General features: G+C 60.1%; 11 protein-coding genes. All 11 read left to right on the plus strand.

Going from position 1 to position 17,946, the window contains the following annotated elements:
• Positions 1–7: 7 nt before the first annotated feature.
• Positions 8–2,254 (plus strand): phosphoenolpyruvate--protein phosphotransferase, encoded by a 2,247-nt coding sequence (gene ptsP, locus ACR6AS_RS14225; protein ID WP_111140835.1) that lies wholly within the window; start codon positions 8–10, stop codon positions 2,252–2,254.
• A 264-nt stretch (positions 2,255–2,518) separates the two neighbouring features.
• On the plus strand, positions 2,519–3,400 hold the full coding sequence (lgt, locus tag ACR6AS_RS14230) for a prolipoprotein diacylglyceryl transferase (RefSeq protein WP_111140839.1): 882 nt from the start codon (positions 2,519–2,521) through the stop codon (positions 3,398–3,400).
• Positions 3,397–4,191, plus strand: coding sequence for a thymidylate synthase (gene thyA / locus ACR6AS_RS14235; RefSeq protein ID WP_111140834.1), 795 nt, complete (start codon positions 3,397–3,399; stop codon positions 4,189–4,191). The genes lgt and thyA overlap by 4 nt, the downstream gene beginning before the upstream one ends.
• Positions 4,192–4,376: 185 nt before the next feature.
• Positions 4,377–4,844, plus strand: coding sequence for a prepilin-type N-terminal cleavage/methylation domain-containing protein (locus tag ACR6AS_RS14240; protein WP_111140833.1), 468 nt, complete (start codon positions 4,377–4,379; stop codon positions 4,842–4,844).
• On the plus strand, positions 4,841–5,368 hold the full coding sequence (locus ACR6AS_RS14245; protein WP_199560024.1) for a prepilin peptidase-dependent protein: 528 nt from the start codon (positions 4,841–4,843) through the stop codon (positions 5,366–5,368). The genes ACR6AS_RS14240 and ACR6AS_RS14245 overlap by 4 nt, the downstream gene beginning before the upstream one ends.
• Positions 5,365–5,769 carry a DUF2509 family protein gene (locus ACR6AS_RS14250; protein WP_111140831.1) on the plus strand — a complete coding sequence of 135 codons (405 nt, stop codon included), beginning with the start codon at positions 5,365–5,367 and terminating at the stop codon, positions 5,767–5,769. Before ACR6AS_RS14245 ends, ACR6AS_RS14250 begins: the two co-directional genes overlap by 4 nt.
• A 46-nt stretch (positions 5,770–5,815) precedes the next feature.
• Entirely contained in the window at positions 5,816–6,055 is a 240-nt protein-coding gene (locus ACR6AS_RS14255; protein WP_367395796.1) for a prepilin-type N-terminal cleavage/methylation domain-containing protein, read from the plus strand.
• 101 nt (positions 6,056–6,156) lie between these two features.
• Positions 6,157–9,534 carry an exodeoxyribonuclease V subunit gamma gene (recC, locus tag ACR6AS_RS14260; RefSeq protein WP_434162603.1) on the plus strand — a complete coding sequence of 1,126 codons (3,378 nt, stop codon included), beginning with the start codon at positions 6,157–6,159 and terminating at the stop codon, positions 9,532–9,534.
• Positions 9,535–9,642: 108 nt separating this feature from the next.
• A complete protein-coding gene (gene ptrA, locus ACR6AS_RS14265; RefSeq protein WP_111140829.1) occupies positions 9,643–12,534 on the plus strand; it encodes a pitrilysin in 2,892 nt (963 codons plus the stop codon).
• Complete coding sequence (gene recB / locus ACR6AS_RS14270) at positions 12,531–16,070, plus strand: exodeoxyribonuclease V subunit beta (RefSeq protein ID WP_434162605.1); 3,540 nt, start codon at positions 12,531–12,533, stop codon at positions 16,068–16,070. The genes ptrA and recB overlap by 4 nt, the downstream gene beginning before the upstream one ends.
• Entirely contained in the window at positions 16,067–17,908 is a 1,842-nt protein-coding gene (gene recD / locus ACR6AS_RS14275) for an exodeoxyribonuclease V subunit alpha (RefSeq protein ID WP_418798528.1), read from the plus strand. Before recB ends, recD begins: the two co-directional genes overlap by 4 nt.
• Positions 17,909–17,946: the final 38 nt, after the last annotated feature.

The raw sequence follows: 17,946 nt of genomic DNA on the forward strand, positions 1-17,946 counted from the left end.
GCCCTTTATGCTCACTCAGTTGCGCGAAATTGTAGAAAAAGTGGCGAGTGCGCCGCGTCTCAATGAAGCACTCGACATTCTGGTCAATGAGATCTGTCTGGCGATGGAAACGGAAGTCTGTTCCGTTTACCTCGCCGACCACGATCGTCGCTGCTATTACCTGATGGCGACGCGCGGACTTAAAAAGCCGCGTGGCCGCACGGTGACGCTGGCGTTTGATGAAGGGATTGTCGGTTTAGTGGGCCGTCTGGCCGAACCGATCAACCTCGCGGATGCGCAGAGCCACCCCAGTTTCAAATATATTCCCTCAGTGAAAGAGGAGCGCTATCGCTCCTTCCTCGGCGTCCCCATTATCAGTCGTCGCCAGCTGCTCGGCGTGCTGGTAGTGCAGCAGCGCGAACACCGTCAGTTTGATGAAAGCGAAGAGTCGTTTCTGGTCACGCTGGCCACGCAGATGGCGACGCTGCTGTCGCAGTCTCAGATGGGGCAACTGTTTGGTCAGTTCCGGCAGACGCGGGTGCGTGCTATTGCGGCAGCACCGGGTGTCGCCGTGGCGCCGGGCTGGGTCGATGAGACACAGCCACTGCTCGATCAGGTTTCCGCCGCCTCCACGCTGGATGTTCAGCGTGAGCGCGAACGTCTGTCGCTCGCCATGAGCGAAGCGGCCAATGAATTTCGTCGCTTCAGCAAACGTTTCAGCGCCAGCGCCCAGAAAGAGAGCGCGGCTATCTTCGATCTCTACTCTCACCTGTTGACCGATGCCCGGCTGAAGAAGGATCTCTTCGCGGAGATCGAGCGCGGATCCGTAGCCGAATGGGCCGTAAAGCAGGTCATCGAGAAATTTGCTAAGCAGTTCGCCAGCCTGAGTGACAGCTATCTGCGCGAACGCGCAGGCGATCTGCGGGTGCTGGGTCAGCGGCTGCTGTTTCACCTCGATGATACGCTGGTCGGGACCAACGCCTGGCCGGAGCGTTTTGTGCTGGTGGCCGATGAGCTGACCGCCACCACCTTAGCGGAGCTGCCGCAGGAGCGGCTGGCGGGCGTGGTGGTGCGTGATGGCGCGGCCAACTCGCACGCCGCTATCCTGACGCGTGCCATGGGCATTCCGACGGTGATGGGGGCAGATATTCAGCCTCATCAGCTCAATAAACGCCTGCTGATCGTCGATGGCTACCGTGGTGAGCTGTTGATCGATCCCGAGCCGGTGCTGGTGCAGGAGTATCAGCGGCTGATCAGCGAAGAGAATGCGCTGAGCAGGATGGCGGAAGGGGTCGTCGACCAGCCGGGTGAGCTGAAAAGTGGCGAGCGCGTGCAGGTGATGCTGAACGCTGGCTTAAGCCCGGAGCATGAGCAGGCGCTGGGCAGCTGGGTGGATGGCATCGGCCTCTACCGCACCGAAATCCCCTTTATGCTGCAGAACGGCTTCCCGTCGGAAGAGGAGCAGGTGGCACAGTATCAGGGCATGTTGCAGCTGTTTCACGATAAGCCGGTGACGCTGCGAACGCTTGATGTCGGGGCTGATAAGCAGCTGCCTTATATGCCGATCAGTGAAGAGAATCCCTGCCTGGGCTGGCGCGGCATTCGCCTGACGCTCGATCAGCCGGAGATTTTCCTGGTGCAGGTGCGCGCGATGCTGCGAGCCAACGCCGCCTCCGGCAATCTCAGTATTCTGCTGCCCATGATCAGTCATATCGATGAGATCGATGATGCAAAACAGCTGATCGATCGCGCCGGACGTGAAGTGGAAGAGATGTTGGGTTACGCCATTCCTGCGCCACGTATCGGCATCATGATCGAAGTGCCGTCGATGCTGTTTATGATCCCGCACCTGGCATCGCGGGTCGATTTTGTTTCAGTCGGGACCAACGACCTGACACAGTATCTGCTGGCGGTGGACCGCAATAACACCCGCGTTGCCAATCTCTATGATTCGCTGCATCCGGCGATGCTGCGCGCGCTGAATGCGATCGCCCAGGAAGCCCGTCTGGCTAATCTCGAATTATGCCTGTGTGGTGAAATGGCAGGCGATCCGATGTGCGTCGCCCTGCTGGTGGGTCTGGGTTATCACCACCTCAGCATGAACGGCAAAAACGTGCCACGCGTGAAATATCTGCTGCGTCATCTGGATTATGAAGAGGCGCAGGCGCTGAGCGAGCAGGGGATGCATGCTCACACCGCCACCGAAGTCCGCCATCTGGTTTCAGCCTTTATGGAGCGGCGCGGTCTGGGTGGGTTGATTCGCGGCGGTCGCTGACCGCCTGGCTCGTCAGGCGATGTTCTGCCATTCCGGCTCCAGTCAGTGCTTACCATCCTCACGTACTCTCTGTACGCTCCGGTGGTTCCGCGCTGTCACTGTACGGAGTGGCTGCAACGGGTGCCTCCGACGGGGCAGGCTAAACGGGTTATCCGCGTTTACATTTGCGCGGCATTTCACAAAACCGGCTGTGCTATGATGCGCAGCCTTAATTTATGTGCCTGACAACACCCCTTTTCAGGGCTGAAAAATAGACGGTGAATGATGAATAACGGCTATATTGCATTTCCGCAGTTCGATCCGGTGATCTTTTCGATCGGACCAGTTTCGCTTCACTGGTACGGACTGATGTATCTGGTGGGCTTTGTTTTTGCCATGTGGCTGGCGGTACGCCGGGCAAATAAACCTGGCAGCGGCTGGAAGAAAGAGGAAGTTGAGAACCTGCTGTACGCCGGTTTCCTGGGGGTCTTCCTGGGTGGACGTATCGGCTATGTGCTGTTCTACAATCTGCCGCTGTTTTTGGAAAACCCTCTCTATCTCTTCAAGGTCTGGGATGGCGGTATGTCGTTCCACGGTGGCCTGATCGGGGTGATTGTGGTGATGCTGATCTTTGCCCGCCGCACCAAACGCACCTTCTTCCAGGTCTCTGATTTTATTGCACCGCTGATCCCGTTTGGTCTGGGTGCCGGACGTCTCGGCAACTTCATTAACGGCGAACTCTGGGGACGTGTCGATCCGAACTTCCGCTATGCCATGCTCTTCCCCGGCTCACGCAGCGAGGATGTCGCGCTGGCCGCCAGCAATCCGCAGTATCAGGCCCTGCTGAATACCTACGGCGTGCTGCCGCGTCACGCGTCGCAGCTCTATGAACTGGCGCTGGAAGGTATTGTACTCTTTATCATCCTCAACCTGTTTATCCGCAAGCCACGCCCGATGGGCAGCGTCTCTGGCCTGTTCCTGATTGGCTATGGCGCATTCCGCATTATCGTGGAATTCTTCCGCCAGCCGGATGCTCAGCTTGGCCTGTTTGAAGGCGGCATCAGCATGGGCCAGATCCTCTCTGTGCCGATGATTGTTGCCGGCATTATTATGATGATCTGGGCGTATCGTCGTCGCCCGCAGCCCCAATTTCGCGAGGAAAAATGAAACAGTATCTGGATTTAATGCAGCATGTGCTGAACGAAGGCACACCAAAAGCTGACCGTACCGGCACCGGCACGCTTTCAATTTTTGGTCACCAGATGCGTTTCAATCTGCAGGATGGTTTTCCGCTGGTCACCACCAAAAAATGTCATATCCGCTCGATTATTCATGAGCTGCTGTGGTTCCTGAAAGGTGACACCAACATCGGCTATCTCAAAGAGAACAAGGTCTCGATCTGGGATGAGTGGGCGGATGAGAACGGCGATCTTGGCCCGGTCTATGGTAAGCAGTGGCGCAGCTGGGGAACCGCCAGCGGCCAGGAGATTGACCAGTTAAGCCAGGTGATGGAGCAGCTGAAGCGCGATCCCGACTCCCGCCGGATTATCGTCTCTGCCTGGAACGTCGGTGAACTCAGTGAGATGGCGCTGGCACCCTGCCACGCGTTCTTTCAGTTCTACGTGGCGGACGGCAAGCTCTCCTGCCAGCTCTATCAGCGTTCGTGTGACATCTTCCTGGGCCTGCCGTTTAACATCGCCAGCTATGCGCTGCTGGTGCACATGGTCGCGCAGCAGTGCGATCTGCAGGTAGGCGACTTTGTCTGGACTGGTGGCGATACGCACCTCTACAGTAACCATCTGGAGCAGGCGCGCCTGCAGCTGACCCGCGAACCGCGTCCGCTGCCAAAGCTGGTCATTAAGCGCAAACCGGCGTCACTGTTTGACTATCAGTTCGACGACTTTGAGATTGAAGGCTACGATCCGCATCCCGCGATCAAAGCCCCGGTCGCCATCTGATCGATAAAAATGAGAAAGCCCTGGCTCGCAACCGGGGCTTTTTTTTGCCCGCCGAACGCTGAATCTGCGGCACCGCTCGCACGCTTTTGACCGTCACTGTCGATGAGGCCGATTCTCTGCCACCTTCGTTCCAGCGTGCCCTAAAATTCCTTGTTTCACCGCTCCGCAGACCGCACTCTGCCGCTATGAAAACCACACTCATACGGGGTTTTACCCTGCCGGAACTGCTGCTGGTGCTGGTGATTGCCGGCACATTAAGTCTCGCGGCACTGCACGGCTGGCAGCGCTGGCAACAACGACAGCAACTGCGCGACAGCGCGCAGCAGCTGCAGGGTTTTCTGCTGCGGGTTCGCGCCCGGGCGAACCGGCACAACAGCGATCTGGTTTTGTGGTCGCGGCCTGGCGCGCCCTGGTGCATTGGTGTCGGCAGCCCTGCCGGTGAATGCCATCCTGGCAACCCGCTGCATTTCGTGGCCCCGCATCCGGATGTGGAACTCACGGGCATCCGGGGAGAGCCGGGTTTTTATGGCCGTCGTAACGTCGCCACGGCGGGCAGCATCGGGCTGGGCAACCGTGCCGGAGGCATAAAACTGGTTATCTCCGCCCGGGCCCGTATTCGCCTCTGTATGACGGAGGAGGAGAGCTGTCGTTGAAAGCAAACGGATTCAGCCTGCTGGAGATGCTCATCGCGATGGCAATCAGTGCCGTTGTGATGATCAGCGTTGGACACTTCCTGCCACGACTGCTGGCAGAGAATGCCAGCATGCTGCAGCGGGCGCAGCTGCGCCAGGAGTTACAGCAGATAGTGGCCACGCTGGAAAAGGCGGTGCGGCGGGCCGGATATTGTCATGGCGAATGCGGGCCGGGCGCACTCACCCTTCGCGAGAACTGCCTGCTGCTGCGCTGGGATGAGAACAGTAACGGAAGATGGGAGGCGGTGGGCCATACCGGCAGTGATTATTACGGCTATCGCCTGCGACAGCGGCAGCTTGAGACACAGCGCGGGGTCGATGAGTGTCACTCTGCGGGCTGGGAGCGGCTCTCCGATCCCGCCTTTATGACGCTGGAGCAGTTCAGCATCAGTCGGCAGGATGCCCAGATCAGAATCGTGCTGCAGGGGCGGGCCGGACGCTGGCTGGAAACGATCGAGAGCTGGGTCGAGGGAGAAAATCTGTGAAAGAGCGAGGCAGCAGCGCCTTGGGCATGGTTCTGATGATGCTGCTGATCGGCAGCGTCACGCTGCACGCCAGCCGCAGGCTGTCTGAGCAGGGGATGCGGCTGCTGGCGGATGAACAGCACTACATCAACGATTTCTGGCGGGCGCAGTCTGCGCTGCAGTGGGGTTTCTCCCTGCGCTGGTCAGCCAGCGAGACCGCGCACTGTCAGCAGGACGATCGTCACGGCTGGCGCAGTTGTTTACAGCGAGGTGAAAAAGATGAGGCACTGCTTAAAGGCGAGGCCAGCAACAGTGGTATGGCCGTCTGGCACTGGGTCCGGTTACAGGGCCACCAGGTTATCGCACTGCCGCACGGCTGGATCGACTATTGTCCGCTCACGCCGCCTGCCACCTGCCTCTGAATGCTGCGGATTCAGTCTGCCGGAACTCCTGTTTGCGCTGCTGCTGATGGCGCTAAGCAGCAGCACGCTGCTTCACTATCATCGCGCACTGGCGCTGAGCTTCAGCCAGCAGTGGGCGCAGCGTGAGGCATGGCGGGTCGCTGAGCAGCGACTGAACGGGCATGAAGTGGCGGGCTGGACATCCAGTCTGCAACAAAAAGGGGGGCCGTCAGGCTGTACCCTGGAGCAGGCTGACGTCACGGGTCCCTGGCAGCGCCGGGCCACGCTCACACGGCTGCGTTGTTAAGCGCGCCAGGTCGCCCTTTTGATGGGTTTCAACCGCGATACGCGGTAAAGTGACAGGGCCGCAATACCGCAGTCATGTTCAGCGTTATCACAGGAGTTTTCATGTTTCACGTCTATCACTCAAATCAGCTTGATGTGCTGAAGATTCTGGCGGCTGCGGTGATTAAACATGACCCTCTTGATGACCCCTTCGCCTCCGAGATGATCCTGGTGCAGAGCCCCGGGATGGCGCAATGGCTGCAGATGGAGCTGGCGCAAACCTTTGGTATCGCGGCCAACATTGAGTTTCCGCTGCCCGCCAGTTTTATCTGGGAGATGTTTGTCCGGGTATTGCCCGGCATCCCGGTAGAGAGTGCCTTCAGCAAGGCCAGCATGAGCTGGAAACTGATGCACCGGCTGCCGGTCATGCTGGAGCAGGATGAGTTTATCTCGTTACGCCACTACCTTCATGACGACGGTGACAGGCGTAAGCTGTTTCAGCTCAGTTCCCGTGTCGCCGATCTCTTCGACCAGTATCTGGTCTACCGTGCCGACTGGCTCAACAGCTGGGAGCGCGGTGAAAGCATTGACGGGCTGGGAGAGGCACAGCGCTGGCAGGCCGCCCTGTGGCGCGATCTGGTCAGCTATACTGAAGCCCTGCGCCAGCCGGGATGGCATCGCGCCAACCTCTATGCGCGCTTTATTCAGGCGCTGGAGCAGGCGCAAAGCACACCGGACACGCTGCCAAAGCGGGTGTTTATCTGTGGCATTTCGGCGCTGCCGCCGGTCTATCTGCAGGCGCTGCAGGCGCTGGGCCGTCACATTGATATCCATCTGCTGTTTACCAATCCCTGTCGTGACTACTGGGGCGATATTCAGGATTACGCGTTTCTGGCAAAACTGCAGAGTCGTCAGCGCCGGCGTCACGGAGCAGATGAAACGCGCGCGCTCTTTCGCGATGCAGCGCAGGCACCGGCGCTGTTTAACGACGCCGGGGAACAACAGCTGACGAATCCGCTGCTCGCCTCCTGGGGCAAGCTGGGACGTGACAACCTCTTCCTGCTCAGTCAGATGGAGTCAAATGACGATATCGATGCCTTTGTGGATGTTGAGCCGGACAACCTGCTGCACTGTATGCAGCACGATCTTCTCAATCTGCAGGACAACGCCATCATCGGACTGAACGCCGTGGAACTGGCACACAGCGATCGGAAGCGTTGCCTGGATCCGGACGATCGCTCGATTGCGGTACAGGTCTGCCACAGCGCCCAGCGAGAGGTCGAAGTCCTGCAGGATCATCTGCTGGCGATGATGGAGGCCGATCCCGATTTAAAAGCGCGTGACATCATCGTCATGGTGGCCGATATCGACGCTTACGCGCCTTTCATACAGGCGGTGTTTGCCAATGCGCCAGCCGATCGCTATCTGCCTTTTGCCATTTCAGACCGGCGCGCCAGTCAGGCGCATCCGGCCATTGTGGCGTTTCTGCAACTGCTGGCGCTGCCGGATAGCAGGTTCGTCTCGGAAGATGTGCTGGCACTGCTGGACGTTCCGGCGCTGGCTGCTCACTTCTCTATCGATGAAAGCGGCCTGCGTTTGCTGCGGCGCTGGGTCAGCGAATCGGGCGTGCGCTGGGGGCTGGATGACGCCAGCGTGGAGGCGCTGTCACTGCCGGTTACCGGCCAGCACACCTGGCGTTTTGGCCTGCAGCGTATGCTGCTGGGCTATGCGATGGAGAGCCACAACGGTGACTGGGAAGGGATCCTGCCCTATGACGAGTCGAGTGGCCTGGTGGGAGAGCTGGCAGGGCATCTGGCAGAGCTGCTCTCCCGGCTTAACGACTGGCGACAGCGGCTGGCGGAACCCCGGCCACTGTCGGCGTGGCTGCCTCTGTGCTGTGAACTGCTGAACGCCTTTTTCAGTCCCGACGCAGAAACCCAGGCCGCACTGCTGCTGGTCGAGGAGCAGTGGCAGCAGCTGATCGACTACGGCATGGCTGCGCGCTTTGAAGAGGCGATTCCGGTGGCGTTGTTGCGCGACGATCTGCGCAGCCGGCTTGACCAGCAGCGCATCAGTCAGCGTTTCCTGGCCGGACAGATTAACTTCTGTACCCTGATGCCGATGCGCTCTATTCCCTTCCAGCTGGTCTGTCTGCTGGGGATGAACGATGGCGTCTATCCCCGTACGTTAGCCCCGCTGGGCTTCGATTTAATGCAGCAGCAGTCCCGCAAGGGCGACCGCAGCCGCCGGGATGATGACCGCTATCTCTTTCTGGAGGCGATGATCTCTGCACAGCGACAGCTCTACATCAGCTATATCGGCCGGGCGATTCAGGATAATACGGAACGCTACCCCTCCGTGCTGGTCACAGAGTTGCTGGATTACATCGGACAGAGTTTCTATCTGGAGGGAGACGGTCATCTGGAGCTGGATGAGAGTGCGGAACGGGTACGGAACCACCTGCAGCATCTGCACAGCCGGATGCCGTTTGATGCGGAGAACTTCCAGCCCGCTGCCCGGGTGCAGAGTTTTGCCCGCGAATGGCTGCCTGCCGCGCAGAAAGCGGGGCAGCCACAGCCTGACTTTGTGCAGCCGCTGGCCGCCCCGGAGATTGAGACGCTGACGCTGGAGGCGTTTCTGCGCTTCTGGCGGCATCCGGTGCGCGCCTGGTTCCACCAGCGGCTCGGCGTCAGCTTCTGGCTGGAGGAGAACGAACTGCCTGACAGTGAGCCTTTCGCGCTCGACAATCTGGAGCGTTATCAGATCAATGCGCAGCTGCTGAATGCGCTGGTTGAAGGTGAGGATACAGAACGGCTCTACGCACATCATCGTGCGGCCGGTAATCTGCCGTATGGCGCGTTCGGTGAGCTGTTCTGGCAGGCACAGCGCGAGGAGATGCAGGAAGTCGCTGCAGAAGTGGTTACGCAGCGCAGCGATGGCGAAAGCTGGGAGGTCAATCTGCCCCTGGACCAGGTCAGCTTAACCGGCTGGCTGACGCAGGTGCAGGATGATGGGTTGTTGCGCTGGCGGCCCGGCGTGCTCAACATGAACGACGGGCTGTTACTCTGGCTGGAGCACCTGGTTTACTGCGCGCTGGGCGGCACCGGCAGCAGCCGGATGTTTGGCCGTCAGAAAAGCCGCTGGACGTTTCTGGCGGTGCCGCAGACGGAGGCCACTGCGGCGCTGAACGAGTATGTTGCGGGCTATCTGGCCGGAATGCGGCAGCCGCTGATGCTGCTTAACAAAAGCGGGGGCGCCTGGCTCACCGCCAGCTATGACAAAAAAAGTCAGCAGCTGCTTACCGATGAGGCGACGCAGCTTAAAGCGCGTAATCGCCTGCTGACCGCCTGGCAGGGTAACTATCAGGTGGAAGGTGAGGGGGGTGATCCCTATCTGCAGCGTCTTTGCCGGACGCTGGATGAAACGCAGCTGCAGCAGATCACTGAGGCGGCACAGCGCTGGTATCTGCCGGTGCTGACGGCGCATCAGGACGATGAATAACCGCTCAGTAGACGTATTAGCACACTGATTTATTACACAGCAATTTTGCTCTGCTTTGAGCCGCCGGGTCAGAAATTGGCGGCTTATCGGGAAACGAGAGGAGTTTACATGCGGGTATACGCACGCTGGATAGCGGCGCTGGTGTTCGGCCTGACGGCTTGCACGGCTCTGGCGGAGAGCTCATCAGGCTGGCAGCCGGTTAATGAGACCATTCGCAAAAGTGAACAGGATCCGCGCCATTATCAGGCGATCCGGCTGGATAACGGCATGACGGTGTTGCTGGTTTCCGATCCGGTTGCGCCGAAATCCCTGGCCGCGCTGACGCTGCCGATAGGTTCGCTGGACGATCCCGATCAGCAGGCAGGACTGGCGCACTATCTGGAACACATGGTGCTGATGGGCTCAAAGCACTATCCGCAGCCGGACAACCTGGCTGAGTTCCTGAAAAAGCATGGCGGCAGTCACAATGCCAGTACCGCCTCTTATCGCACCGCTTTCTATCTGGAAGTGGAAAATGATTCGCTGGCGCCTGCGGTTGATCGGCTGGCCGATGCGGTGGCTGAGCCGCTGCTGGATCCGGTTAACGCCGATCGCGAACGCCATGCCGTCAATGCCGAACTGACGATGGCGCGCTCGCGCGACGGGCTGCGTATGGCGCAGGTCGGCGCGGAAACCCTGAACCCGGCGCATCCGGCGTCACGTTTCTCGGGCGGTAATCTCGATACCCTGAAAGATAAACCTGGCAGCAAACTGCATCAGGCTCTGCTGGATTTCTACCACACCCACTACTCCGCTAACCTGATGAAGGCGGTTATCTACAGTAACAAGCCGTTGCCGGAGATGGCGGCGATTGCGGCAAAAACCTTTGGCCGGGTGCAGAATCATGATGCCAGCGTGCCTGAGATCCGGGTGCCGGTGGTGACCGAGGCACAGCAGGGCATCATTATTCACTACGTTCCGGCTCAGCCGCGCAAGCAGCTCAAAATTGAGTTCCGCATCGCTAACAACAGCGATCGCTTCCGCAGTAAAACCGATACGCTCATCAGCTATCTGATCAGCAACCGCAGCAAAAACACGCTCACCGACTGGCTGCAGAAGCAGGGGCTGGCTGACGGTGTCAACGCGGGCGCTGACCCAATGACCGAGCGTAACAGCGGCGTCTTCGCGATTACCGCCTCCCTGACCGATAAAGGTCTGGCACAGCGTGACGAGGTGGTGGCGGCAATCTTCAGCTACATCAATCTGCTGCGTCAGCAGAGCGATGATAAACGCTACTTTGATGAGGTATCGCACGTACTGGCGCTGGACTTTCGTTATCCCTCCATCACCCGCGATATGGACTACATCGAGTGGCTGGTAGATACGATGCTGCGTGTCCCGGTTGAACATACGCTGGATGCCCCCTATCTGGCGGACCAGTATGACGCGGCCGCGATACACGCCCGGCTGGAAGAGATGACGCCGCAGCATGCGCGCATCTGGTACATCAGCCCGCAGGAGCCACACGATAAAAAGGCCTATTTCGTTGAGGCACCCTATCAGGTTGAGAAAATCACGCCAGCCACCTTCGCTGACTGGCAGCAGCGCGCCAGCCAGATCACCCTGGCGATGCCGGTGCTCAATCCCTATATCCCGGATGATTTCACCCTGTTACCCTCAGACGGCAAAACCTACACCCATCCGATCAGGCTGGATAATAAAGATGGGATGCGTATTTACTGGATGCCCAGCCGTTACTATGCCAGCGAGCCGAAAGCTGCGATAACCCTGGCGCTGCGCAATCAGCACGCTATCAGCGATGCCCGTCAGCAGGTGCTGTTCGGGCTGAATGACTACCTTTCCAGCCTGGCGCTGGATGAGCTGAACTCACAGGCTTCAGTCGGCGGCATCAGTTTCTCAACCGGCGAAGATGAAGGGCTGGTGTTCAGCGCCAATGGCTTTACTCAGCGTCTGCCGACGCTGCTGAAGAAGCTGGTGGAAGGGTACGCGAGTTTCCAGCCGACAGAACAGCAACTGGAGCAGGCTAAATCCTGGTATCTGGAGCGGCTCGACGCGGCGGAAAAAGGCAAGGCGTTTGAGCAGGCTATTCAGCCGATGCAGCTGCTGTCGCAGCTGCCCTACACCCAGCGCGAAACGCGCCGCAGGCTGGTCAGTGGGATCTCACTCCGGGATGTCACCGACTACCGCGATGCACTATTCCGTGATGCAACGCCGGAGATGATGGTGGTGGGGAACCTCAGCGCGGAGAGCGTGATCCGGCTGGGGCATGAGCTCAGAGAGCAGATGCAGAGCCGTGCGCCGCGTAACTGGCCCAGCCAGTTCGTCACCTTTAACAAACCGCTGAAAGCTAACCTGCAGCAGCAGGGCAGCAGCACGGACTCTGCTCTGGCCGCCCTCTATGTGCCGCTGGGATACAGTGAATATCAGAGCATGGCAAACAGCGCGATGCTGAGCCAGATCGTGCAGCCGTGGTTCTACAATCAGCTGCGCACCAAAGAGCAGCTCGGCTATGCGGTGTTTGCCTTTCAGATGCCTGTAGGACGTCAGTGGGGCCTCGGCTTCCTGTTGCAAAGTAACAGCAGGCAGCCCGGCTGGCTGCTGCAGCGGTACCAGGCGTTCTATCCTCAGGCAGAAAAAAGATTGCGCAGCATGAGTCAGGCCGATTTTGTGCAGTATCAGCAGGCGATGATCAACGATCTGCAGCAGCGTCCTCAGACGCTGTATGAAGAGGCCGATCGCTTCAGCCGCGACTTTGACCGTCAGAACGACCGGTTTGATACGCGGCAGAAACTGATCGAGCAGGTGCAGCAACTCACCCCAGTCAGCCTGGCGGACTTTTTCCGGCGCGCCGTGATTGAACACAAAGGCATGGTGATGACCTCACAGATTGCCGGCACCGGCAATGGCAAAGCCGAATTTGCCCGGCAGCCTGGCTGGAAAACCTGGGCTGAAGTGGCAAAACTGCAGCAGTCGCTGCCGGTAAAGAGTGAAACACCATGACGCAGCGACCTGCTATTTCGCTGAATCCACTGACGCTGCCGCTCAGGGGCGAGCGGCTGATTGAGGCATCCGCAGGTACCGGAAAAACCTTTACCATCGGTCTGCTCTATCTGCGACTGCTGCTGGGTCTGGGCGGCGAAAATGCTTACAGCCGGCCGCTCTCTGTGGAGGAAATTTTAGTAGTGACCTTCACCGAGGCCGCGACCGCTGAGCTGCGCGGACGCATCCGCGAGAATATTCATCAGTTACGTCTGGCCTGCATTCGCGGCAAAAGCAGCAATCCGATGCACCAGTTACTGCTGGAGCAGATGCCGGATCTGAGTCAGGCAGCCGCACAACTGCTGGCGGCTGAACGGCAGATGGATGAAGCCGCCATCTTCACTATTCACGGATTCTGTCAGCGGATGCTCAACCTCAATGCCTTTGAATCGGGGATGCTGTTCGAACAGGAGCTGATTGAAGATGAGCAGGCGCTGCTGAAACAGTCGACCGCCGATTTCTGGCGCCGTCAGTGCTATCCACTGAGTCTGGATGTCGCGCGGATCATCGCCGCAGAGTGGAGCGGGCCAGACAGCCTGCTGGCCACGCTGCGCCCCTGGCTGCAGGGGGAGTCGCCGGGGCTGAAACGCCCGCCCGCAGCCGATGAGACGCTGGAGAAACGTCACGCCCGTAATCTGGCGCGTATCAGTGCCATCAAGCAGCAGTGGCAGGCGCTGAGTGCGGATGTGGCAGGGATCATCAGCGCATCAGGCGTTGATAAGCGCAGCTACAGCAGCAAACATCTGCCCAACTGGGTGGCCCGCGTCACGCAGTGGGCTGGCAGTGAGACGCTGGACTACGAGCTGCCCAAAGAGCTGGAGCGATTCGGGCAGCAGGTGCTGGAGGAGAAAACCAAAAAGGGCGACGCGCCCCGTCATGCGCTGTTTGCGGCGATCGATCAGTTCCTGGCAGAGCCGCTGTCGCTGCGGGATGTGATCATCGCTCAGGCGCTGTCCGATGTGCGTGCTACGGTGCAACGTGAGAAACGGCTTCGTGCGCTGTTAGGCTTCGACGATCTGCTCAGTAAGCTGGATGAGGCGCTGCAGCAGCCTGGCGGCGTCCTGCTGGCTGACACTATCAGAGCACGCTTCCCGGTTGCCCTGATCGATGAGTTCCAGGATACCGATCCACAGCAGTACCGCATCTTCCGCGCGCTCTACATTAATCAGCCGGAGCAGGCACTGTTTCTGATCGGCGATCCCAAGCAGGCGATCTATGCGTTTCGCGGCGCGGATATCTTTACCTATCTGCGGGCCAGAAACGAAGTCAGCGCTCACTATACGCTGGACACCAACTGGCGCTCCTCGCCGGAGATGGTCGCGGGCGTCAACCGCCTCTTTTCGCAGGTCGATTCGCCTTTTCTCTTCTCGGCGATCCCCTTCCAGCCGGTGAAGCCCGCAGCATCGAATCAGTCGCTGACGCTGACGTTTGATCAGCAGCAGCAACCGGCGCTGCGCTTCTGGCTGCAGCCGGGCGAGGGTGTCGGCAGCAGTGACTACCAGCAGTTTATGGCGCAGCAGTGTGCGGCCGACATCAGCCGCTGGCTGGTCGCCGGTCAGCAGGGACGCGCCCTGCTGGGCAAAGGCGAGGCGCTACAGCCTGTGCGGGCGTCCGATATCACCGTGCTGGTGCGCAGTCGCAATGAGGCCGGGTTAATCCGCGATGCGCTGAATGCGCTGGCGATCCCGTCGGTCTACCTCTCCAGCCGGGACAGCGTCTACACCACGCCGGAAGCGCGCGAGTTACTCTGGCTGCTGCAGGCGATACAGGCACCGGAACAGGAGCGTCTGCTGCGCAGCGCGCTGGCAACCTCCATTTTTGCCATCGACGCGGCAACGCTCGACGCGCTGACGCAGAACGAACGCGAATGGGATGCGCTGGTGGAGCAGTTCGCCGTCTGGCAGCAGCTGTGGCATCAGCGCGGTGTCCTGCCGATGCTGCGGGATGTGATGATTAAACGGCAGCTGGCGGAAAATATGCTGGCTTCGGAGAATGGTGAGCGGCGGCTGACGGACCTGATGCATCTGGGTGAGCTGCTGCAGGAGGCGTCGGTGCAGCTGGAAAGCCCGCACGCGCTGGTGCGCTTCCTGGCGCAGCAGATTGCCCGGCCAAACAGCCAGGCTGCCAGCCAGCAGCTGCGTCTGGAAAGCGATCGGCACCTGGTGCAGATCATCACCATCCATAAATCGAAAGGGCTGCAGTATCCGCTGGTCTGGCTGCCGTTTGCTGCCGGATTCCGCGAGGCGGCCAGCGCGCTCTATCATGACCGCGACACCTTTACGGCGCTGCTGGATGTACAGGGCGATGCTCAAAGTCTGGCGCTGGCCGAAGAGGAGCGTCTGGCGGAAGATTTGCGTCTGCTCTACGTGGCATTGACCCGCTCGGTCTATCACTGCAGCGTCGGTATTGCACCGCTGATCAAAGGCAGCCGCAAAAAAGAGGGCGAAAGCGATCTGCACAAGAGCGCACTGGGTTACCTGGTGCAGCAGGGTGAGGCGGCCGATGCCCGGCAGCTCAGCCAGCGTCTGAACGCCTTAACCGGTGAGGGCATTGCCCTGACAGAAGAGGATCTGCTGCCCGGCGAGATGTGGCAGGATGCCCGGCAGGGGGATGAAGCATTAAGCAGCCGTGACATGACGCGCACGCTGACGGATCTCTGGCGGGTCACCAGTTACTCTGGCCTGCAACAGCACCACAGTTCACCGCTGCTGGATGCGCTGCCCAGCTTCGATATTGACGCGGCGGGAGAGGAGGAGACTGGCGAAGAGGCGACGCTGACGCCTCACCATTTTCCGCGCGGTGCGGCACCCGGCACGTTTTTACATGGTCTGTTTGAGTCGATCGACTTTACCGAACCACCGGACCGCATCTGGCTCGAAGATCAGCTGCAGCATAATGGCTATCCGCTCAGCTGGCTGCCGGTTCTGGAGCAGTGGATTGAACGCGTCCTGCGCACCCCGCTCAACGCAGAGGGCTTGACGCTGTCGGCGATAAAGAGCAGCGAACGCCTGATTGAGATGGAGTTCTACCTGCCGATCAACAACCTGTTGACTGCGGCCGGGCTCGACGCGCTGCTGCGGCGGCATGACCCGCTTTCCCGGCAGGCCGCCGCTCTGGATTTCCGCCAGGTGCGCGGAATGCTCAAGGGCTTTATCGATCTGGTCTTCCGCTGGCAGGGCAAATATTATCTGCTCGACTATAAATCGAACTGGCTCGGGGAGAGTCACGCCGCTTACACCCCTGAGGCGATGGCGCAGGCGATGATCGGCCACCGCTACGATCTGCAGTATCAGCTCTATACGCTGGCGCTGCATCGCTATCTTCGGCATCGTCTGCCCGGCTACCGCTACGAGCAACATTTTGGCGGCGTATTTTATCTGTTTTTACGCGGGATGGATGGCAGCTCGCCGGATAACGGCATCTTTGCGACCCGTTCTGACGAAGCCTTTGTGGAAGAGATTGATGCACTATTTGGTCAACCCGGGGAGGGGTTATGAGTGAGATGCTGAGCCTGCTGCTGCAGGCGGCAGAGAAGCGCCTCCTGCGGCCGCTGGATATTCAGTTCGCGCGGCTGATCGCGCCGGAATCACAGCCCGCGCTGCTGCTGGCAGCGGCCTGCGTCAGTGCTGAAGCCGGTGAGGGACATGTCTGCCTGCCGCTGAGTCACCTCTCTGAAGCGAACCTGTTTGCCGGTCGTCAGCCTGCGCTGGCCCAGGCGATCTGGCAGGCAGCGGGCGCGCCGGATGACTGGCCTGCACATCTGGCTGACTGGCCCGCCGTCAGCGACGGCAGTCGGGTGACGCCGCTGGTGCTGAGCCACCAGCGTTTGTATCTGCACCGGCTGTGGCAGAGTGAAGGCCGGGTTGCCGACTTCTTTGCGGCTCAGGAGATGAAAACTGCCTTCGATATCCAGGCCGCGGGCGAGGTACTGAACACGCTGTTCGGTGACCAGCCAGAGGACTGGCAGAAGATTGCGGCGGCTGTGGCGCTGACCCGCAAGACGGCGGTGATCTCCGGCGGACCTGGCACCGGCAAGACCACTACCGTGGCGAAGCTTCTTGCGGCACTGATTCGGCTCAATCCGGGCGCGCTGCGGATCCAGCTGGCCGCACCAACCGGTAAAGCCGCAGCAAGGCTGACCGAATCCCTGGGCAGGGCCCTGCAGGATCTGGCCGTCAGCGACGAAGAGCGTCGGCGTTTTCCGGCCGAAGCCACTACGCTGCATCGTCTGCTGGGTGCCCAGCCCGATACCCAGCGGATGCGCTACCACGCCGGAAATCCGCTGCATCTGGATGTGCTGGTCGTTGATGAAGCGTCGATGGTTGACCTGCCGATGATGGCAAAACTGATCGCTGCGCTGCCAGGCCATGCGCGTGTGATCTTTCTGGGCGATCGCGACCAGCTCGCCTCGGTTGAGGCGGGGGCCGTGCTGGGCGATATCTGTCGCTGCACCGAGGGCGGCTATAGCCTGGAGCGGGCAGAACAGCTCGCGCGGCTGACCGGCTGTGCCCTTGAGGGCAGTGATGATATGCAGGCGCCGTCCGTGCGCGACAGTATCTGCCTGCTGCAAAAGAGTTATCGTTTTGACGCCAGGTCAGGCATCGGCCAGCTGGCTAAAGCGATCAACCGGGGGGATGCAGCAGAGGTCAATGCCCTGTTTACCTCGGCCTGCGAAGATGTCAGCTACCAGACGCTGAACAGCGCCGAAGCCTATCAGACGATGCTGGATGAGGTCGCGCAGGGATATCAGCCTTTCCTGCAGCTCATCAGAGAACAGGCGCCACCGGCGGAGGTCATCGCCGCGTTTGGCCGCTATCAACTGCTGTGTGCATTACGTGAAGGGCCATTTGGCGTGCAGGGGCTGAATCAGCGCATCGAACAGCGGCTGATGCAGTTACAGCGCATCCGGCGTCCCGGCGTCGGCAGCCGCTGGTATGCCGGACGACCGGTCATGATCAGCCGGAATGACAGCGCGCTTGGCCTGTTCAATGGCGATATTGGCATTACGCTGCGCGATGAGGAGGGCAACCTCAAGGTCTTCTTCCCGCTGCCGGATGGATCCATCAAGGCCATTCAGCCGAGCCGCTTGCCGTCACACGAAACGGCCTGGGTAATGACGGTGCACAAATCGCAGGGATCGGAGTTTGACCACACCGCGCTGGTGATGCCGACGCAGTTTCTGCCGGTGCTGACGCGGGAACTGGTCTACACCGCGATCACCCGCGCACGTCGGCAGCTGACGATCTACAGCGAGCCGGGGGTGTTTCAGCGTGCGGTTCAGCTGCAGACGCAGCGACGCAGCGGTCTGGTCGAGCGCCTGGGCGCAGGCGGCTGAGAAGGGCAGGGAACAGGCGGCCGGTAAGCCGCCTGTTG

The sequence above is a fragment of the Pantoea phosphatilytica genome (genome assembly GCF_051025615.1).
Lineage (GTDB): Bacteria > Pseudomonadota > Gammaproteobacteria > Enterobacterales > Enterobacteriaceae > Pantoea.